Below are 19,708 nucleotides of genomic sequence, written 5' to 3'. Positions count from 1 at the left end.
GTGGCACGTGGGGGGTTGGACGGCACTGATGATCCTCCATGAAGCAGGCGTTCACAGACGGATCACAGCATGGTCCGAAGATCCTTGTGTGACAAGGAAAGTGATGATGTGTCAGGTGTGGGGGAGCAGGATCAGGCCCGTCCGTGCGCCTCCTGCGAGCGCCGGGACAGCGAGTCGATGACCACCGCGGCGAAGAGCACCCCGCCGGTGATCACGGACTGGATGGCGGCGGGCGTGTCCGTGATCGCCATGCCCGAGGCGATCGACTGGATGACCAGCATGCCGAGCACCGCGGACCAGGTCGTACCGCGCCCGCCGAACAGGCTGGTGCCTCCGATGACGGCTGCCGCGATCGCGTTGAGCAGGAGGACGCCCGAGCCGGAACTCTGGCTCACGGAGGTGATGCGCGAGGCCAGGAACAGGCCGCCGATCGCGGCCATGGTGCCCGAGACCGCGAGCACCGCGGTCCGCACGCGCGTCACGCTGAGGCTGGCGCGACGGGCCGCCTCGACACTGCCGCCGAGGGCGTACACCTGCCGCCCGTAGTGCGTGTACCGGAGGACGATGTCGAGGCCCGCCACCATCACGAGGAAGATCAGCAGGGCGAGCGGCAGCCCCTGGAACCGGTTCAGCAGATACGCGACGGCGAACGCCACCACCGCGACGGCTCCCGTGCGCACCACGATGGCCCGCAGCGAACGGTGCGGCATGCCCACGGCCTTGCGGCGCTTGCGGTCCTGGTGGGAGACGAGGAAGACGATGCCCGCGGCGATCGCCGCCAGGCCGTAGGCGACGGCGTCGTGGGTGAAGTAGTAGCTGGTCAGCTTGGCGACGAGCCCGTTCTCGTCGAGGTTGATGGTGCCGCTGGTCCCCAGGATGGAGATCATGATGCCGTTCCAGGTGAGCAGGCCCGCGAGCGTGACGACGAAGGCCGGCACCCGGGTTTTGGCGAAGGAGTAGCCCTGGACGGTGCCCGCCACGGTCCCCGCCAGCACCCCGGTGATGAGGGCAAGCCACTCCGGCACACCGTTGTTCACGTTCAGGACGGCGAAGACGGCCGCCGCGAGGCCGCTGATCGAGCCGACCGACAGATCGAGCTCACCGAGCAGCAGCACGAAGACGATGCCCACCGCGATCAGCCCCGTGCCCACGAAGTCGACGCTGAGGTTGGACAGGTTCCGTGGTGAGAGGAAGTACTCGTTCAGGGACTGGAAGATGATCCAGACCACGGCGAGGACGAGAACGACGGGAAGCCAGCCCAGCTCACCGGCGCTGAGCTTCCGCCGGAAGGCGACGAGCCAGCCCTCCACGACACGGGAGACGGCCCGCTTGCGGGGCGGCCGGCCGGCCTCGGCTTCGGGCGTGACGGGTTCGGTCCGCGTGTTGTCCGTCATCTTGCGCATCCCTTTCACCACGCCGACTCCTGGGGCGCGGTCGGACGGGGCACGTTCTCCGTGGCACCGGTGATGGAGGAGATGATCTGCTCCTGCGACGCGGTGTTCACGTCGAAGAAGCCGTTGTTGCGGCCGAGCCGCAGTACGGCGGCCCGGTCCGCGAGCGCCTTGACATCGCCCATGTTGTGGCTGATGAGCAGGACTCCCAGACCGCGGTCACGGAGCCGGTCGACGAGGTCCAGGACCTCGGTGGTCTGCTTGAACCCCAGCGCCGCGGTGGGTTCGTCCAGGAGGAGCACCCGCGGGTTGGCGAGGAGCGAGCGGGCGATGGCGACGGTCTGCCGCTGCCCGCCGGACAGGGAGACGACGGGCGCGCGCAGATCGGGGAGGTTCCGGGTCAGGCGCTCCAGCAGGCTCCTTGTGAGGCGCTCCATCTCCATCTCGTCGAGGAACCCGAACCTGCGGATCTCCCGTCCCAGGAACAGATTGCCGACGACGTCGAGGTTCCCGCACAGCGCGAGGTCCTGGTACACGGTGGCGATGCCGAGATCCCGGGCGTCGTGGGGGCGCCTGATGTGGACCGCCCGGCCCTCCCACTCGACGACGCCCCTGTCGGCGGGCGCGACCCCGGAGATCACTTTGACCAGGGTCGACTTGCCGGCTCCGTTGTCACCCAGCAGCGCGACGACCTGGCCCGCGTGGATCTCCAGCTCGATGTCCTTGAGCACCTCGACGACGCCGTACCGCTTGCACACGCCGTGCAGCGCCAGCAAGGGGGGAGCCGGCACGGAAACCATCTCCTTCCCAGGGCCCCGATCCGGCGGGAACCGGCCTGTCAGGTGAGCCCGGCCTTGTCGCAGGCGGCCACGAGGCGGGGCGTGCAGATCTGCCGGATCGTGTAGACGCCGTCCTTCACCAGGGTGCTCTTGATGTTGTCGACGGTCACGGACACGGGGGTGAGCATGCGGGCCGGAACCGTCTTGCCGGTGCTGGTCTCCACCTTGTCCGGGGCGACCCGGGCGAGGTTCTCACCGCGCGCCGCGGCCACGGCCATGGCGGCGCCGCCGGACGCCTCCGGCGCGAAGGGCTTGTACACGGTCATGTACTGATGGCCGTTGACCAGGCGCTGCACCGCCCCGAGTTCGGCGTCCTGCCCGGTGACGGGCGGCAACGGGTCCACCTTGTTCGCCCTGAGGGCGGAGATGCTGCCCGCGGCGAGGCCGTCGTTGGCGGCGTACACCCCGTGGATGTTGCCCACGCCCAAGGCGGAGATGGCGGCGGACATGTTCATGTTGGCCGTCTCGGCCCTCCACTGGAGGGTGTCGAACTCCTTGCCTATCTTCACTCTGCCCGTGAGCACGGACAGCGCGCCCTTCTTGAACAGCACCGCGTTGGGGTCGCTGGGATCGCCGTTCATCATGACGATCTGGCCGTCGGGGACGTCGTCGTCGCCCATGGCCTTCAGCAGTGCCTTGCCCTGCAGCCTGCCGACCTCCTCGCCGTCGAAGGAGACGTACCCCGAGATCGGGCCCTCGGCGAGGCGGTCGTAGGCGATGACCGGGACCCCCGCTTCGTTCGCCCTCCTGACCGCGGCGCCGAGCGAGCGGGCGTCCACGGCCACGAGCACGATGGCGTCCACCCCCTTGGCGATCATCGAGTGCATCTGCTCCTGCTGGAGTCTCACGTCACCCTTGGCGTTGACGTGCTCGACCGAGCAGTCGCCGCAGAGCTTTTCGACCTCCTTCTCGAGCAGGGGCCTGTCCTGCGTCTCCCAGCGAGCGGTGGTGGCGTCCGGCAGCAGCAGGGCGATCCTGGGCCCGTCCCCGCCGTCGGGGTCGGACCCGGCGCCCGATTCGCAGGCCGCGAAAGCGATGGCCGTGCTCAGTGCGGCCGTGACCAGGACCGTGTTCCGGAGGCAGGCCCTCATGCGCCGGCGGGGCCGTACGGGCCGCGGGTGACAGGGCGGGGAGCGACGGGCCGCTCGGCGCCGGGTGGGCAGGCGGACAGGGGCGTGCGGCTGCCGCTCCGCCGGTCGCGGAGCAGCGTCGCGCGTCGCGGGAGGATGGGACCCCGGCCCGACCGGCCCCGCACCGGCGGCTCCCTCATCGAGCATGGCGACAGCCTCCTCACCATGCCAGGCGTACCACCGGGCAGAGGCCCGGCAGCCGACAGATGTCGACGATGCTGGCGCCGAACGTCCGCCTTGAACGTGCCGCGTGGAAGCGGCGGACGACCACGTCGTCAGTGTGACACCGGCTGCGGTGATCTGCGAGTGAAGTGGCAGTCGAGTAGATCTGTCCACTTGGTCCGTATATGCGATTCTGGTGGATGGGTGCCTGACCTCAACCTGTCGACACCTTCCGCCTGGACGGGGAGGTGGGTCGCGGACATGTCTCATGACGGCCGTGCACGGACCGGCGTCTCGGAACCCCGGGCTTCCGACGCCGGCGCCGCGGACCCGCGTGCGCCCTCTCCGGTGTCCGAACCCACCGCTAGCGACCGGGCCCTGGTCTTCGCCGGAGCGGCGCTCGCGGCCGTCTATGTGCCCGACGCCCGGCGTGACGCGCTGCTGCTCGCCGAAACGGCCGGATGCCCCGCGACGGACCCGGTGCCGGAGCGTCTGCCCCTGTCGGGCGGCTCACCCGCGGCGCACGCCTTCCGCACCGGCCGGCCCCTGTGGCTGAGCCCCACGGATCTCGCCTCCTACGGCGAGGACGGATCGACCCCGCCGCACGCCGAGGTGCCGCTCGCCGCGCTGCCCCTCACGACGGAGGGCAGGCGGCTGGGCTGCCTCGTCGTCGTGGGCTTCGAGGCGCACGACGGCTTCGAGGCCCAGCAACGGCACTTCCTGGAGCGGTACGCCGACGCGGTCGCCGGCCTGCTCCAGTCCGGCGCCGGCCGGCCGGCGCCGACGTCGCTGTTCGACGCCGCCCTGCGAGGGCTGCGCGTCGGCTCCTTCGTCCTGGTGCCGGACACCGGCCTGGTCGAGACGGACGAGACCCTGCTGGAGCTGGTCGGCAGCGCACCGGACGACTTCGACGGCAAGGCCGACACCCTGCTCGCCCATGCCCTCCCGGAGGACATGCACGCGCTGATGTCGGTCCTCGAGCCCTCCACCCAGGTGGTCGGCCCCCGCGAGCTGGAGTTCCGCGTGCGCTGCCCCACCGGTGAGATGCGCTGGCTGAGCCTGGGCTGCCGGGTGCTGCCCCACACCGACGACCGCCCGCAGCGGGTGCTGGGCGTGGTGACGGAGACGTCGGTGCTGCGCCGCAGCCCCGACGACGTCTCCCGGATCCAGTGGCTGACCGCCGCACTCGACGAGGCGGCAACGGTCCGTGACGTCAGCCGGCTCGTGGTCACGGCACTCCGGGAGCCGCTGGGCGCCGACCGGGTGGCACTCGCCGAGCTGCAGGGCGACCGGCTCATGGTCACCCTCCTCGACCCCCCGCAACCCGCCGCCTGGCCGGAGATGTGGCGCTCCGAGTGGCCCGAAGCGCCCATCAGCACCCTGCCCACCCTCCAGCTGGCCCTGCGGGACGGACGGATGGACCTGTGGCCCGCCGGCACCGCCTTCGAACCCGGACTCGCGGGCATCGGCACGGGCGGCCTGGCCGTCCTGCCGCTGCCCGCCAAGGGTCGGACCGCCGGCGTGTGCCTCGTCGGCTGGGACCAGCCCCACGAGTTCGTCCCCGAGGAGCGGTCCCTGCTGACGGCCACCGCCGTCCTCGTCGGGCAGGCACTCACCCGGGCACACGCGCACGACGCCGAGGAAGAGCTCGCGACGATGCTGCAGCGCAGCCTGCTGCCCCGGCGACTCCCCGAACTGCCCGGCGGGACGGCCGTCGCCCGCTACCTGCCCGCGCGCCGCGGACTGCAGGTGGGCGGTGACTGGTACGACGTCATCGCCCTCTCCGAGGACCGGGTGGCACTGGTCATCGGTGACGTCCAGGGACACAGCGCCGCAGCCGCCACGATCATGGGCCAGATGCGTACGGCGGTCAGGGCCTACGCGGTGGAGGGCCACCCGCCCGACGTGGTCATCTCGCACGCCAACCGCCTCCTCGTCGGCATGGAGACCGACCTCTTCGCCACCTGCTGCTACGCCGAGGTGGACATGGAGGAGGGCACCATCCTGTTCGTCCGGGCCGGACACCTCTCCCCACTGGTCCGCCATCCCGACGGCACGACCGAGGAGGTGCAGGTCGAGGGCGGGCCCCCGCTCGGCGTTCTCGCGGAGGCCGAGTTCCCCATGACCTCGGTCGCCCTGACCCCGGGAACGGTGCTCGCCCTGGTCACCGACGGCCTGGTCGAGGCCTCCGACCTGCCCCTGGACGAGGGGATGGACCAGACGCGCACCGCGCTCGCCGCGGCCGAGCCGACGGATCCCGGGCGCATGGCCGACGACCTGATCGGCGACCTCGGCCGCCGTGAGGACGACGTGGCGTTGCTGCTACTGCGCTACGACGGCATGAAGACCCGCCCCATCAAGGCCGGCTGGGCGGTATGGCGGCTGCCCGACGCCGTCATGCACGCCCGCCGCTTCACCGCCCGCACACTCCGTCGGTGGCAGGTCCAGGAAGCGGCCGACGCGGTCCTGCTGGTCGTGTCCGAACTGGTCACCAATGCCCTGGTGCACACCCAGGGGCCGGTCCGCATCGATCTGATGCTCCGCGCGGGCCGGGTCCGCGTGTGTGTGAGCGACTCCTCGCCGCGCGCACCCGCCAAGCCGGTGATCGTCGACTGGGAGTCCACCGGCGGCCGGGGCCTGATGCTGGTCGAGGCGATGTCGGAGTCCTTCGGCTCGATGCCGGTGGCCGGCGGCAAGCAGGTGTGGAGCGAGATCGTGGTGCCGGGGCGAGAGTCGGTCCCCGCGGACGCGGAACCCCGGGCCGAACGAGGGGGGCTGCTGTGAGAGCCCGTGCACGGCACGTCGTCGCGGCACTCGCCGCGGGAGTCCTGACACTGGCCCTGGCCTCCTGCGAAGGAGACGACGACGGCGGCTCGGACAGCTTCACCATCGGTCTGCTCCTGCCGAACCGGGCGACCCCCCGCTGGGAGAAGTCCGACAAGCCGCTGATCGAGAAGCGGCTGAAGGAGCTGTGTCCCGGCTGCACCGTGGCCTACGTCAACGCCGAGGGCGACGCGACGCGGCAGCAGCACCAGATCACCTCCATGATCACGAAGGGGGTCCGGGTCGTGATCCTCACCCCCGCCGACAGCAGGGCGCTCCGCTCGTCCGTCCAGGAGGCACATCGGGCGGGCGTCCCGGTCGTCGCCTACGACCGGCTCGCCGAAGGCCCGATCTCGGGCTACGTCAGTTTCGACGGCGCCCAGGTCGGCAAGCTCCAGGGCGAAGCGCTCCTGAAAGCCATGGGCGACGGTACAGACCGCGGGAGCGTCGTCATGATGAACGGCGACCCGACCAGCTTCAACGCGGCGTGGTTCCGCAGGGGCGCGCTCTCCGTTCTCACCGGCAGGGTGAAGATCGCCAGGTCGTACAACACACAGGGCTGGACCACGGAGAACGCCCACGCCAACATGTCCGCCGCCATCGCGGCCCTGGGCCCGGACCGGATCGACGGCGTCCTGGCCGCCAACGACTCCCTGGCCGCAGGCGTCATCTCCGCGCTCAAGAGCGCCGGCGTCACGGATCTTCCTCCTGTCACCGGTCAGGACGCCGACCTCGACGCCGTGCAACGCATTGTCAAGGGTGAGCAGTACATGACGGTGTACAAACCGTTCGCCGAGGAGGCTTCGGCAGCCGCGGGCATGGCCGTCGCCCTGGGACGCGGCGAGGACCCCCGCGACAGCGCCACGACGACGATCGACAGCCCCACCACGAAGAACGTCCCGTCCGTCCTGCTCACCCCCACCGCGGTGACGGTCGACACCATCGAACGGACGCTCGTCGACGACGGCGCCTACACCGTCGACCAGATCTGCCCCCCGGAGCTCAGGGCCGCCTGCGTCGAGGCCGGCCTCATCCCGTAAGGGGACCGACGGCCCGCATCGACGGGTTCGTACCTCTGCGTAGTCACCCGATTGCCATGTGTTGCGGACCATCGTGACCAGTGCGACCGTGTACGAGGGGGCAACGTCGGCGGACCGGCCAGGGGCAGCCCTGCGGGCGTCGGCGTCAACCGCCGACACACGGCCGAACCGCTCGCCCAGCATCCTCGGCGCCAGCCGTTCGACGAGTCGGCGTGTGTCCACGAACCGGGGGAATCCCACAGAAAGCGGGAAGTCAATGGCGAACGGACCCATGGACAGGCGCGCCTTCGGCGAGCAGCCCGAACGGCCCAACGGGCTCAGGGCACGAGGCACCGAATACACCGGTCGGTACGTGGTCCTGCTCGACCCGGGCAATCAGGAGAGCGGCCTGAACGCACTGCGTTCCTCCGCCGACATCGCGTCCGTCGAACGTGTCCGCGGAACCGAGACGGCGAACGTGGCCGAACTCCTCGAGCGCCCCGACGTCTCGGTGCACTTCGAAGATCTCGCCGCCGCCGTCGTCGAAGTACGGCCCGACCAGCGCCACGCGCTGGTGACCACGGCCGAGGCGGAACCCTCGATCATCGCGGCGGAGCCGGAGCGCATGGTGTACGCCATGCCGATCACCGCCCCGCAGGCCCCGCCGACCGAGTTCTACCCGGCCTACCGCAGCGACGAGGACGTGGTCGCCCGCCACTCCAGGGCCGAGATGGCCGCCGCTCAGGGCCCGGCCTGGGACGAGCAGCACTGGACCTGGGGTCTGCAGGCGATACGCGTCAACCGGACCAACCTCACCGGACGCGGAGTGAAGGTCGCCGTCCTGGACACCGGCGTGGACACCGACCACCCGGACCTCGTCGGATGCATCGAGGAGACGATGTCCTTCGTGCTCGGCGAGACCGTCGAGGACGGCCACGGCCACGGCACGCACTGCATCGGCACCGTCGCCGGCCCGGCCAACCCCCAGCAGGGTCCCCGTTACGGTGTGGCGTGCGAGGCCCGGATCCTCGCCGGGAAGGTGCTGAGCAACACGGGCACCGGAACCGACGGCAACATCCTGGCCGCCATGGCCTGGGCCGTCGCCCGCGGCGCCCGGGTGATCTCCATGTCGCTCGGCGCCCGGGTCCGCAAGGGCGAGCTCTTCCCGCAGACGTACGAGATCCTGGCCATGCGCGCACTCGAGCGCGGGACGGTGATCGTCGCCGCCGCCGGCAACGACAGCAGCCGGCCCCAGGACATCGAGCCCGTCAGCAGGCCCGCCAACTGTCCCTCCATCCTGGCGGTGGGAGCGCTCGAGAAGGCCATCGCACCGGCGTTCTTCTCCAACGGCGGCATCAACGCCCAGGGCGGCGAGGTCAACATCGCCGCGCCCGGCTGGCAGGTGCGCTCCGCCGCCCCTGACGGCGGGTACCAGGAGATGAGCGGTACCAGCATGGCCACACCGCACGTCGCCGGTGTCCTCGCCCTCCTCGCCCAGGCGAACCCCAACGCTTCCGCGGCCGATCTCATCGCCGCCCTGAAGTCGGGCGCGTTCCCGCTGGCGCACCCCGTCAGGGACGTCGGCGCGGGCCTGCTCCAGGCCCCGTGAGCGAGTCGTCCCACGCCGAGCCGGTCGGGGTCATCCTCGCGGTCGACCCCGACCGGTTCGCGGACGTCGTCGAGGCCCTGCGGCGGTCCGGGCTGACGGTCACGTCCGAGCAGCCGATCCTCGGCACGCTCTCCGGGACCGTCGCGGAGGACCGCATACCGGCCCTCAGGGCGGTCGACGGCGTCGAGTCCGTCGACCGGGAGCGCACCATCCGGCTCCCCCCACCCGACGCCCCGATCCAGTAAGGGCGGCGAGCCCGGCGCCCACGTCGGCGCCGCCACCGGCGTCCGCACAGGTTCCGGCCTGAGCGGACGCTGCGGCGCACACCCGTGGAGCGCCACCTGATCGGCCACACCGGCCGCCCGCACGGCGGCCGGCAGCTCCTTCGCGGCCGCGGCGCTCACGCGTGCGTGAGGTTCAGAACGGCCCCCTCAGTCGACCGGCCACGTGTGGACAGGGGCGTTGAGATGCATGTAGTCGATGTACAGCAGCGTCATGCGCCGCAGGGCCTCGTGACGGCCGGAATGCAGGGAGGTGACCAGGTGGTGGAACATCTCCTTCTGCCAGACGGCTCCGTTGCGGCCGGTGACGCACCGCTGCTCGATGATGCCGAGCAACGGCTCCCGCCAGGCCGCGTCCATGCCGGAGCGCTCCAGCCCCCCGTGCGCCAGGGGCAGCAGACGCCGCAGGACGAGTTCGGGCACCGGAACCTCGCCCATCCCGGGCCAGTACAGGCGTGCCTCCATGCCGTGCCGGGCCGCCGCGTGCAGGTTGTCCTCGGCGGCCGAGAAGGACATCCGTGACCACACCGGCCGCTCCTCCTCCACCAGGGCGCGGGTGAGCCCGTAGTAGAAGGCGCCGTTGGCGAGGGTGTCGGCCACGGTCGGGCCGGCGGGCAGCACCCGGTTCTCCACGCGTACGTGCGGCTTGTCGTGGGCTATGGCGTAGACCGGGCGGTTCCAGCGGTAGATCGTGCCGTTGTGCAGGGTGAGCTCGGCCAGTTCGGGGACGTCGCCCCGGTCCAGCGTCTCCGCGGGATCCTGCTCGTCGCACAGGGGCAGCAGAGCCGGGAAGTAGCGCAGGTTCTCCTCGAAGAGGTCGAAGACGCTGTTGATCCACCGCTCTCCGAACCACACCCGGGGCCGCACCCCCTGCACCTTGATCTCCTGCGGGCGGGTGTCGGTGGCCTGCTCGAACAGCGGGATACGGGTTTCGTGCCACAGCTCCTTGCCGAACAGGAACGGCGCGTTGGCCGCCAGCCCGACCTGGACCCCGGCGATCGCCTGCGCCGCGTTCCAGTAGCCGGAGAACTCCTCCGGGGACACCTGAAGGTGGAACTGGGTACTGGTGCACGCGGCTTCCGGAGTGATCGTGTCCGCGTAGGTCCGCAGCCGGTCGGCGCCGTCCACCTCGATCAGCAGATCCTCGCCCCGCGCCGCGAACACCTGGTCGTTGAGCAGCCGGTAGCGCGGGTTCTCCGACAGCGTCCCCTCGACGACGTCCTGCTGCCGCAGTGTGGGCAGGATGCCGATCGTGATCAGATGCGTGCCGACCGAACCGGCACGCTGCTCGGCGTGGTTCAGCGCGGCGCGGATCTCGGACTCCCAGTCGTCGGGGCCGCCCTCCGTCAGACGACGGGGCGGCACGTTGATCTCGAGGTTGAACCGGCCCAGCTCGGTGGACCAGGCGGGATCGGCGATCGCTTCGAGCACATCGGTGTTGCGCATCGCCGGCTCGGCCTCGTCGTCGACCAGGTTCAGCTCGATCTCCAGCCCCACCTGGGGCCGCTCGGACTCGAACCGTGCCTCGCGCAGCATCTGTGCGAACGCGTCGAGGCACTCCTGCATCTTGTTCCGGTACCGGCGGCGGTCCTCGCGGGTGAAGACCAGTGCCGGGACGTCGCGTCCCATCGGCCCTCCCGGGTTCCTCTCCACTCCAGCGTCGCACCACCGGCCGCCCCTGACCAGGCGGGACGGCGCCCGCCGCGGTGACGGCGGGCGGCCGCGCCGCCGGTGTGTCAGCGCCAGCCGAAACGACGGTCCACCACCGCCGCGAACTCCTCCAGGGTCAGGACCGCGTCCCCGTTCTGGTCGGCGGCGTCGAACAGCGCGGACGAGGCATCCACGTCCCCCAGCCCCCAGAACGGCAGAACCCCCGACGCGGCCAGAGACGGGCCCTTCGTCCGCAAGGCGATGATCACTTCCTCGCGGGTCAGGGTCCCGTTCTGGTCGAGGTCGAGCGCCTCGAACAGCTTCCGGGCCTTGTCACTCACCACGTCGTCCCCGTCCCTTCGGCCGGTGGGCGGTCCGGACGGGACCGCCTCACTCACGGACGACAACGCCTCCCGCTCCGCCCCGGTTCCCCGCGTCCCGCAACACGGGCGGGGAGTCCGGCCCACCGCGTCGGTGCCGGTTCACCGTCCGCCCGCGGTGTGCCACGGCAGGAAGGCGTTCGTCAGCCCGGCGAGAGCCGTACGCAGCTCCGGGTGGTGACGCAGCAGCACCGTGGTCATGCTGCTGTCGTCGATCCAGGCCATGCCGGCCTTGGAGTACACCTCAGGGGTGTAGTACTCCGTGAAGAAGCGGTCGCTGTTCAGCCGACGGGAGGCCATGAGGACGAAGACGCGGAACGCCGTGTCACTGAAGGCGAAGCCGGCCGGCAGCTTCTCCGCGTACAGCCCGACCATCAGGTCGACCTTCTCGATGTCGCCCTCGTAGAGCCGCTCGACCTCCTCGGCCCACGCCGGATTGCCCGTCAGCTCCGTGAAGCTCCCCGCGGGCTTCAGCCGCAGCAGCCGCCGGAACTCGTTGTAGCGGGGGACACCCAGCTCCCGGGAGCGCAGGATGTCGGTGGCGGCGAGATCCTGAAGATGCCCGTCCGGACGCTCGAACTCCTGCAGGAACCTGGGGAAGTTGTGCAGGGTGACCAGTCCGGGATGGAGCGTGCCGAAGCTGTAGAGCAGATCGGCCATGCCGGTGGTCTCCAGGACCTTCAGCGCCCCCGGCCCCGAGATGTCCCGCAGGGTGCAGTGACGCAGGGTCGCGTCGTCGTCGGCGGACCGCAGATGCCATTCGTCGCGGATCAGCGGATGCATGCGGTAGACGGCCACGAACTCCTCGGTGAGGGCGTACGGGACGCCGTAGTGGTCCGTAGCGCCGCCGGGGATGCCGCTGATGACCTCGCTCCGGCTGACCCGGCCGAACAACTGGTGGACGCGCTCGCCCGCGAGGCCCCACCAGTTGGCGCGCAGCGCCGTCACGGTGGTCGGATGACTGATCACGGCCGGTGTCCACTCCACCGTGTGGATCTTGGCGAGGAGAGCCGCGTTGACGAGCCGGGCGCGCTGGAACAGTTCCTCGTCGTTCCACGAGGGGTAGACGCCGTGCAGGTGGTCGCAGATCGCGTTGTGCTCGCGCGCGAACAGGTTCTGCATCATGGCGAGCCCCAGCCAGAAGCCGGGAACCCGCGAGGGGTCGCGCGAAGGGTCCGAGGGGAACGGCGACTGCTCGTCGTCCCACAGATGGACCTTGCCCGACTCGCCGGTGCGCATCAGGCGCTGCTCGGTCTCGTTCGTCCCGTAGATCTGTGAGGCGTCCCACCAGTGGGAGGACACATTGACGCGGGTGTCGGGCGTCCCGGCGGGCGCATCGGGGTCGCGGGTCGGGTCGTCCGGTGTCCGCATGATCCGCATGGGATGCTCCGGCCACGGGTCGTCCTCCATGAGGGGCACCTCCCAGGGCCGTTCCGCGGGGCTCGTCCCGTGACTGAACCAGTCGCGGACCATGAACTGCAGCCAGGCGGAGACCAGCGAGTTGACCGACTCGGCCGGGGTGAGACCGTCACGGGTGAGCAGGGCGCGGCTGACCTCCCGAGGATTCGGCCGGGACAGGACCTCCTGCGGTGTGGTCGCGGCGATCCGGTCCAGCGGGATGTTCCGGCCGAAGCGGGTGCCCGCCATGCCCATCCGGGGCTCGCCGAGATCGTTGTGACTGCCGTCGGCGGTCCGGTTGACCTTGTGACTCTCGGAGGGCGGCGCGGGATCGGGCAGATTCACCGAGGGCAGCCGACCGGTGTCGTGGAGGTTCTTCTGCCGCAGCCTGACCCGCAGCCCGAGGAGCGTCAGCAGGCCGGGAAGGACGGGCAACCTGTCCCATCCGACGCGCCGGTCGACGAATTCGGCACCGCGGGTGACGATCCGCCAGAGGAATGACGTACGGTACCCGGCCGCGGAACGCCGCGCGGCACGTCGTTGCTTGCTCATCGCGATACTCCTTGGGCAGCCCCGCCGTCACTTCGGCTTCCCGTGGGCGGAGTTGGCGAGACGGATACGAGAGAAGAACCCCCTGAAAACCCTCCAAATAACACGTTATGGGAACTCTCGCTCACCTGCACCCCGAGGTGGGTCTGGTCGAGACCATCGAAAGGCCGACGGTGGGCGGACGTCGGCGCCTTCACGCGCCGGCCGTACGGGGCGGCCCCGTCGCGGGCGTCGGTGCTTGCGGCACGATCGGAATGGCACGATCGGAATGGTGTTCCGAAACATTCGACGATTTGACCCTGGATTACGAATGGCCGAATCGAGTATTCCGCCAATGATTCCAGAATGATCGGCAAAACGGGCCTCTGGCCAGCTTCAATGCAACTCATGGCGCTCCTCGTCTCCGAGAAGCCTTTCGTAATCCATGCCGAAACTGTTGACAGTCCTGCGGGCCGATCCAACACTGACCGCACCGACAGCCCCACGGTGCTCGGCCCCCCACCCCCCGTCACGAGGAGGAAGCATGCACGAGGACGACGCAACCGCCCGCCGGATCAGCCGCAGGAGTCTCCTCGGTGGCGCCGGCGCTCTCGTCCTGGCCCCCGCGTCCGGACTGCTCTTACCGGCCACCGCCCACGCGGACACGACCATCACCACGAACCAGACCGGCACCAACAACGGCTTCTACTACTCGTTCTGGACCGACGGCGGCGGCTCGGTCGCCATGACCCTGGCGTCCGGCGGCAGTTACCGGACCTCCTGGACCAACTGCGGCAACTTCGTCTGCGGCAAGGGCTGGAGCACCGGCGGACGCAGGACGGTGCAGTACTCGGGCAGCTTCAACCCCTCCGGCAACGGCTATCTCACCCTCTACGGTTGGACGTCGAACCCGCTCGTGGAGTACTACATCGTCGACAACTGGGGCACCTACCGGCCCACGGGAACGTACAAGGGAGCCGTGACCAGCGACGGCGGCACGTACGACATCTATCAGACGACGCGGTACAACGCCCCCTCCGTCGAAGGCGTGCGAACCTTCAACCAGTACTGGAGCGTTCGGCGAGCGAAGAAGACCGGCGGAACCATCACCACCGGCAACCACTTCGACGCCTGGGCCCGCGCCGGAATGGCACTGGGCAGCTTCCGCTACTACATGATCCTCGCGACGGAGGGCTACCGGAGCAGCGGAAACTCCACCATCACGGTGACCGGCTGAGCCCAGGTCCCACCGGACCACCGCGCCTGCGTCCAGCCGGCTTCAGCCCGCCGCGGCCCGCTCGATCAGATCCGCGGCCGTACGAAGTCCGTCGCGGGCGCGGATGGTCTCCGAGGCCTTGGCCAAGGTGGCGCGCATTTCGGTGTCGCCGAGCAACTTCGTCAGGGCGTCGTGCAGTTGGTCGTCGGTGAAACGGTACGGGTCGAGCCGGACGCCGTAGCCGAGCTCGGTCACCCGCTGGGCGTTGTCGTACTGGTCCCAGAACAGCGGGAGCACGATCATCGGTTTGCCGAAGTGGAAGCACTCGGTGGTCGTGTTGTTCCCGCCGTGGGTGATGACGAGGTCGACCAGCGGGAGGATCCGCGTCTGCGGCAGGAATTCGGCGCCCCACATGGTGGGCGGGAGCTCGATCTCGTCGTGCAGCGGGCCTTTGGAGACGATGTAGCGGTGCGGGGTGCGCGCCAGCGAGGCGATGACCCTGCGCATGAGGTCGACGTCGGCGGAGCCGAGCGAGCCGAGGCTGAAGTAGATCAGCGCGCTGCCGTCCGTACCGCCCGGGGGGTCGGCCAGTTCCGACGGCAGGGTGAACTCCTCGTCGGTCTCCCGGACGGAGGAGTCCAGCCGGTGCCAGCCGGTGCCCAGCGGACGCGCGTCGGTGTAGTCGGCGATCTCGGGATACACATAGAGGTTGAGGTCGCCCTCGTGGACGAACTCGAGGTCGGGCAGTGGCCGTGCGCCCTGTTCCGTCACCCAGGTGTCGAAGGCGGCCCATGTCGAGCGGTGCGTGCGCTCGTACTCGGCGCGGAACCGGGCCCAGCCGGTGCGGTCGTCGACCGGATACCCGGAGAAGGGCGGGGGAACGTGCTCGCCCTTCACCTCCAGCGGATTGCAGGAGACGATCCGGACGAAGGGCACGCCCGCCGTGGTGAGCGCGGGGAAACAGACGACGTTGTCCTCGACGATCACATCGGGGCGGACCCGGTCGACGATCTCCTTCAGCTGCGGCTCGCAGTACCGGGCGCCGGAGATCAGCTCGTCCCAGACCGGCTTGACCCACGTCCCCAGCTGCTCGATCGTCGGCTTCCTGAACTCGGGAGCGGTGTCCCGTATGAAGTCCTTCCAGAACTGGCCCGCGTCCTGGGGCTGTTCGGGCGGTGGAGCCAGGTCGACCAGGTCCTCCTCGAAACCGAGCGCGGTGAGCCGGCCCTTCCAGGACGCCTCGGCCGCGAACACCACGCGGTGTCCCCGGCGGCGCAGGACGTCGCCGATGCCCACGCAGTTGTTCGTCGGACCGTACGCGCTCTCCGGTGCGAAGAGGATCGTCAGGGGTCGCACGGGGTCTGTCCACCCACCTTTCGGTTCGTCTCTTCCGTCTCGATCAGGACCGCGCTGTCCGGATCCCAGGACAGGGCGACGCGGGTGCCCGCGGTCACCGTGGCCGGACCCGACGTGGTGACCAGGACCGGAGTCTCCAGACCGGGGACGGTGACCGCGATCCGTGAGGAGCCGCCGTGAAAGCTGACGTCCAGGACCGTCCCGTACAGGACAGCGTCCGTGCCCTCCGGGCCGAGCGCGTCCACGGCGACGAGCCGGACGCCTTCGGGGCGTACGGCGACGATCGAGGCCCCCGCCGACGCTCCTGACTCCGCGCCGACCGGAGCCGGAAGGACACCGACCCCCGGCACCTCCAGCCCGCCGGAGGCCAGCAGCCGCCCGGAGAAGAGGTTGTTGGAGCCGACGAAGCCGGCGACGAACCTGCCCCGCGGACGCCGGTACAGCCCGACGGGGGTGTCGACCTGCAGGACCCGCCCCCGGTCCAGGACGGCGATACGGTCGGCGAGCGACATCGCCTCCTCCTGGTCGTGCGTGACGACGAGGAAGGTGATGCCGGCCTCGTGCTGGAGCCGCTTCAGCTCCAGTTGCATCTCCGCGCGGACGTTCTTGTCCAGCGCCGACAGCGGCTCGTCGAGCAGCAGCAGCCGGGGCCGCTTGACGATCGCGCGGGCCAGCGCGACCCGCTGCCTCTGCCCGCCGGACAACTGGTGCGGCATGCGCCGCGCCTCCGCGCCGAGCCCGACGGTGGTGAGGACCGCCGCGACCCGTTCGCGGATCTCGGCCCGGGGCAACCGCTCCCGGGCCAGCCCGTACGCGATGTTCCTCTCCACGCTCATGTGCGGGAACAGGGCGTACGACTGGAACATCAGGTTGACCGGGCGCCGATGCGCGGGCACGCCCAGCAGATCCCGCCCGTCGAGGGTGACCGTGCCGCTGTCCGGATGCTCCAGCCCGGCGAGGATGCGCAGCAGCGTCGTCTTCCCGCAGCCGCTGGGGCCGAGCAGCGCGAAGAACTCACCCGCCGCGATGTCCAGGTCGACGCCGTCCAGGGCCACGGTGTCCCGGAACCTGCGGCTCACACCCCCGATCCGCACCAGGGCCGGCGCCGTACTCACAGCGCCTCCGTGAGCCGGCTCACCCGCTGCGCGGCGATCACCGCGGTGAAGCTGACCGCCAGCAGAAGGGTCGCCAGCGCGTTGATCTCCGGGGTCACCCCGAACCTGATCATCGAGTAGACGACGATCGGCAGCGTGGGATCCTGGGGCGCGGCGGTGAAGAAGGCGATGACGAACTCGTCGAGCGAGAGCGTGAACACCAGCAGCGCGCCCGCCACGATCCCCGGAGCGAGCGTCGGCAGGGTCACCCGGAGGAACGTGGTCACCTCGCCCGCGCCGAGGTCGCGTGAGGCCTCCTCCAACGACGGGTCGACGTGGGCGATCCGGGCGCGTACGACAGCCGTGACGAAGGCCAGGCCGAACACGGTGTGCGCGAGCAGGACCGAGTGCAGGCCGAGCGTCGCCGAGATCAGCGAGTAGAAGGCCAGCAGGCCGATCGCCAGCACGATGTCCGGCAGAACGGCCGGCATCACAGACAGGGCCTGCAACAGCCGTGACCGGCTCGCGTGGCGGGCCAGGCCCACGGCGAGCAGTGTGCCGAGGACGGTGGACAGACCGGTGGCCCCCACGGCCACGATCACCGTGTTGGCCAGACCCCGCAGCACCTCGTCGTCGCGCACCAGCGTGCCGTACCAGCCCGTCCCGAACCCGCCCCACTCATAAGGGCTCTCGGACCGGTTGAACGACATCACCACGAGCACGACGACGGGCGTGTAGAGGAACACGTACGTCAGCCACAACGGCAGTCCCCCCAGCCGGCGCATCAGCGACGACCCCCCAGCCGGTGCCCCGCCCAGGCCTGCGCCATGAGCAGCAGCACCAGGAACGCCATGAGAGCGAGGGCCAGTACCGAACCGAACGGCCAGTCCCGCGCGCTCAGGAACTGATCCCTGATCAGGTTGCCGACCATCACCGTGCGCCCGCCGCCCAGCAGTTCGGGCACCACGAAGTTGCCGAGACTGGGCACGAAGACGAAGACACAGCCGGTCAGCACACCGGGCAGGGTCAGCGGAAGCGTCACGCTCACGAACGTACGGACCGGGCGCGCGCCCAGATCGGCCGAGGCCTCCAGCAGCCGCGGGTCGACCCGCTCGATCGCCGAGTACAGCGGCAGCACCATCAGCGGCAGATAGGCGTAGAGCAGCCCCAGGACCACGGCCGTCTCGGTGTACAGGAGCTCCAGCGGCCGGTCGATCAGCCCGATGCCGGTCAGGGCGCTGTTCACCACGCCCTCGCTGGACAGCAGCACGATCCAGGCGTACGTACGGATCAGGAAGTTGGTCCAGAACGGCAGCACGACCAGAACCAGGGCGACCGTACGCCATCGCGCCGGCAGCCGGGTGATCGCGTACGCCGTCGGATAGCCGAGAGCGAGCGCCAGCAGCGTGGTGATGCCCGCGATCCGCAGCGAGTCGGTGAGGACGCCCACGTACAGGGGATCGGCGAGCCTCGCGAAGCTGTCACTCGTCAGCCCGTCCTCGTACGCGATCCCGCCGAACCGGCCCCGCCGGAAGACGCTGTAGCCGATCACGAGGGCCAGCGGCAGCACCAGCAGGACGACCAGGTACGAGAAACCCGGACCGATGAGAGCCAGGCGGGCTCGCGCACGCACCGCCGAGCCCGCCTTCAGCAGACCGCCGCTCATCAGCCCGCGGTGACTTCCGTGACGATCCGCGTGTAGTCCGCCGAGGCGCTCCCGAGGTCGACGACGGACTCGCCCTCGAGCAGTTCCTCAGCCGTCATGGCGAGGGCCGGATACCGCTTGAGCAGGGCGGGATCGATCTCCGCCATGGCCGCCGGGTTGGGAACCTTGTAGAAGATGTTCGACGCGACCCAGGAGTGCACCTTCGCGTCGAGGACGTAGTTGATGAAGGCGTGCGCCGCCTCCTTGTTCTTCGACGACTTCAGGACGACCATCGTGTCGGCCCACAGGTCGCTGCCCTCCTTCGGCACGACGAACCCGATCCGTTCGTCGTCGGTCGGGCACCAGCCGTCCCAGGCCTCCACCAGCGCCGCCTCCCCGGACTTGAGCCGGTCCCCGAACGTGGTGTCGTCGTACGCGAGGAGCCCCTTCTTGGCGCTCAGCAGCAACTCCTTGACCCGCGCGAGCTGTTGCCCGTCGGTGGTGTTCACGGAGTAGCCGAGCACCTTCTGCGCCGGGAGGAAGAGCCACCGCTCGGTCTTCAGCATGGTGATCTTCTTCTTCAGCCCGTCCCGCGGCTTCAGCAGATCGTTCCAGCTGTCGGGGGTGTAGCCGGTGAGGTCCTTGCGGTAGCAGAGCCCGGTGGTGCCCCAGGTGTAAGGGACGGAGTACCGGTTGCCCTTGTCGTGAGCGAGCCGGGACGCCAGCGGATCGAGGTTCTTCAGGTTGGGGACCAGGTCGCGGTGGATGGGTTCGAGCAGACCCTGCGCCGCGAGGGCCTGCGCGTACTGCCCCGACACGAACGCCACGTCGACACCGCTGCCGGAGGCGGCGGTCAGCCTGGCGACGATCTCCTCGTTGGTGGCGTGCTTCGTGACCGTGACGGACGGGCCGACGGAGGCCTTGAACCGGGCGGGCAGGTCCTCCGGCATATAGCCGTCCCAGTTCGACACCGTGAGCCGCTGCTTGCTCAGATCCGCCTGTGGGTCGAGCTTCGCGGGGGAGGCAGAGCCACTGCCCGCCGGCTCACCGCCACCACCACAGCCGGCGAGCACCAGGGCGAGGACGGCCGCGGCCGCGACGCCGGGACCCCGCCTGAACCTTCGCGTACGTATCCGCGTACGTAACGGTCTTCGCGTGCGTAACACACCCACTCCCTCGCTCTCGAC

16 protein-coding genes are annotated in these 19,708 nt (G+C 70.1%); 5 read left to right on the top strand and 11 right to left on the bottom strand.

Annotated elements, in window-relative coordinates; genetic code table 11:
• Positions 1 to 131: 131 nt before the first annotated feature.
• From ACPT94_RS16845 to ACPT94_RS16835, 3 genes are read right to left on the bottom strand one after another with little or no spacing between them, the layout of a single operon-like run.
• Entirely contained in the window at positions 132 to 1,394 is a 1,263-nt protein-coding gene (locus ACPT94_RS16845) for a sugar ABC transporter permease (RefSeq protein ID WP_425246181.1), read from the bottom strand.
• Between the two features lie 14 nt (positions 1,395 to 1,408).
• Positions 1,409 to 2,191 carry an ATP-binding cassette domain-containing protein gene (locus tag ACPT94_RS16840; protein ID WP_425246180.1) on the bottom strand — a complete coding sequence of 261 codons (783 nt, stop codon included), beginning with the start codon at positions 2,189 to 2,191 and terminating at the stop codon, positions 1,409 to 1,411.
• Between the two features lie 38 nt (positions 2,192 to 2,229).
• On the bottom strand, positions 2,230 to 3,321 hold the full coding sequence (locus ACPT94_RS16835) for a sugar ABC transporter substrate-binding protein (protein WP_425246179.1): 1,092 nt from the start codon (positions 3,319 to 3,321) through the stop codon (positions 2,230 to 2,232).
• 462 nt (positions 3,322 to 3,783) lie between these two features.
• Between ACPT94_RS16835 and ACPT94_RS16830 the strand changes: the two genes are divergently transcribed.
• The 4 genes from ACPT94_RS16830 to ACPT94_RS16815 all read left to right on the top strand — a co-directional run bounded on the left by ACPT94_RS16830 (position 3,784) and on the right by ACPT94_RS16815 (position 9,218).
• Positions 3,784 to 6,306 carry a SpoIIE family protein phosphatase gene (locus ACPT94_RS16830; RefSeq protein ID WP_425246178.1) on the top strand — a complete coding sequence of 841 codons (2,523 nt, stop codon included), beginning with the start codon at positions 3,784 to 3,786 and terminating at the stop codon, positions 6,304 to 6,306.
• Complete coding sequence (locus tag ACPT94_RS16825) at positions 6,303 to 7,385, top strand: sugar ABC transporter substrate-binding protein (protein ID WP_360340348.1); 1,083 nt, start codon at positions 6,303 to 6,305, stop codon at positions 7,383 to 7,385. The genes ACPT94_RS16830 and ACPT94_RS16825 overlap by 4 nt, the downstream gene beginning before the upstream one ends.
• A gap of 256 nt (positions 7,386 to 7,641) precedes the next feature.
• A complete protein-coding gene (locus tag ACPT94_RS16820) occupies positions 7,642 to 8,973 on the top strand; it encodes a S8 family peptidase (protein ID WP_425246177.1) in 1,332 nt (443 codons plus the stop codon).
• The gene (locus ACPT94_RS16815; protein ID WP_425246176.1) at positions 8,970 to 9,218 is read left to right on the top strand and encodes a hypothetical protein; all 249 of its coding nucleotides are present in this window, start codon (positions 8,970 to 8,972) and stop codon (positions 9,216 to 9,218) included. Before ACPT94_RS16820 ends, ACPT94_RS16815 begins: the two co-directional genes overlap by 4 nt.
• Before the next feature lie 186 nt (positions 9,219 to 9,404).
• On the opposite strand, the gene ACPT94_RS16810 is transcribed toward ACPT94_RS16815, so the two are convergent.
• The 3 genes from ACPT94_RS16810 to ACPT94_RS16800 all read right to left on the bottom strand — a co-directional run bounded on the left by ACPT94_RS16810 (position 9,405) and on the right by ACPT94_RS16800 (position 13,234).
• Positions 9,405 to 10,883: a glutamate-cysteine ligase family protein gene (locus tag ACPT94_RS16810; RefSeq protein WP_425246175.1), complete on the bottom strand. Its 1,479-nt coding sequence runs from the start codon at positions 10,881 to 10,883 to the stop codon at positions 9,405 to 9,407.
• A gap of 107 nt (positions 10,884 to 10,990) precedes the next feature.
• Positions 10,991 to 11,245, bottom strand: a complete 255-nt coding sequence (locus ACPT94_RS16805; RefSeq protein ID WP_360340677.1) for an EF-hand domain-containing protein — start codon at positions 11,243 to 11,245, stop codon at positions 10,991 to 10,993.
• A 141-nt stretch (positions 11,246 to 11,386) separates the two neighbouring features.
• Positions 11,387 to 13,234: a peroxidase family protein gene (locus ACPT94_RS16800; RefSeq protein ID WP_425246174.1), complete on the bottom strand. Its 1,848-nt coding sequence runs from the start codon at positions 13,232 to 13,234 to the stop codon at positions 11,387 to 11,389.
• Positions 13,235 to 13,754: 520 nt separating this feature from the next.
• Here ACPT94_RS16800 and ACPT94_RS16795 point away from each other — a divergent pair.
• Positions 13,755 to 14,447: a glycoside hydrolase family 11 protein gene (locus ACPT94_RS16795; RefSeq protein WP_360340363.1), complete on the top strand. Its 693-nt coding sequence runs from the start codon at positions 13,755 to 13,757 to the stop codon at positions 14,445 to 14,447.
• A gap of 42 nt (positions 14,448 to 14,489) precedes the next feature.
• Here the strand turns inward: ACPT94_RS16795 and ACPT94_RS16790 are convergent, their stop codons facing one another.
• The 5 genes from ACPT94_RS16790 to ACPT94_RS16770 are packed head-to-tail and all read right to left on the bottom strand — an operon-like array spanning position 14,490 to position 19,492.
• Positions 14,490 to 15,782 (bottom strand): glycosyltransferase, encoded by a 1,293-nt coding sequence (locus tag ACPT94_RS16790; protein ID WP_360340366.1) that lies wholly within the window; start codon positions 15,780 to 15,782, stop codon positions 14,490 to 14,492.
• Complete coding sequence (locus ACPT94_RS16785) at positions 15,770 to 16,897, bottom strand: ABC transporter ATP-binding protein (RefSeq protein WP_425246173.1); 1,128 nt, start codon at positions 16,895 to 16,897, stop codon at positions 15,770 to 15,772. The genes ACPT94_RS16790 and ACPT94_RS16785 overlap by 13 nt, the downstream gene beginning before the upstream one ends.
• Positions 16,894 to 17,661 (bottom strand): ABC transporter permease, encoded by a 768-nt coding sequence (locus ACPT94_RS16780; RefSeq protein WP_360340372.1) that lies wholly within the window; start codon positions 17,659 to 17,661, stop codon positions 16,894 to 16,896. Before ACPT94_RS16780 ends, ACPT94_RS16785 begins: the two co-directional genes overlap by 4 nt.
• Positions 17,661 to 18,542, bottom strand: a complete 882-nt coding sequence (locus tag ACPT94_RS16775) for an ABC transporter permease (protein ID WP_425246172.1) — start codon at positions 18,540 to 18,542, stop codon at positions 17,661 to 17,663. The genes ACPT94_RS16780 and ACPT94_RS16775 overlap by 1 nt, the downstream gene beginning before the upstream one ends.
• Positions 18,542 to 19,492 carry a polyamine ABC transporter substrate-binding protein gene (locus ACPT94_RS16770; protein WP_360340378.1) on the bottom strand — a complete coding sequence of 317 codons (951 nt, stop codon included), beginning with the start codon at positions 19,490 to 19,492 and terminating at the stop codon, positions 18,542 to 18,544. Before ACPT94_RS16770 ends, ACPT94_RS16775 begins: the two co-directional genes overlap by 1 nt.
• Positions 19,493 to 19,708 lie beyond the last annotated feature (216 nt).

Source organism: Streptomyces aurantiaciflavus (genome assembly GCF_049808595.1).
Classification (GTDB): Bacteria; Actinomycetota; Actinomycetes; order Streptomycetales; family Streptomycetaceae; genus Streptomyces.
Note: the sequence above shows the minus strand (reverse complement) of the source record. Positions and strands in the feature narration are given on the sequence as shown.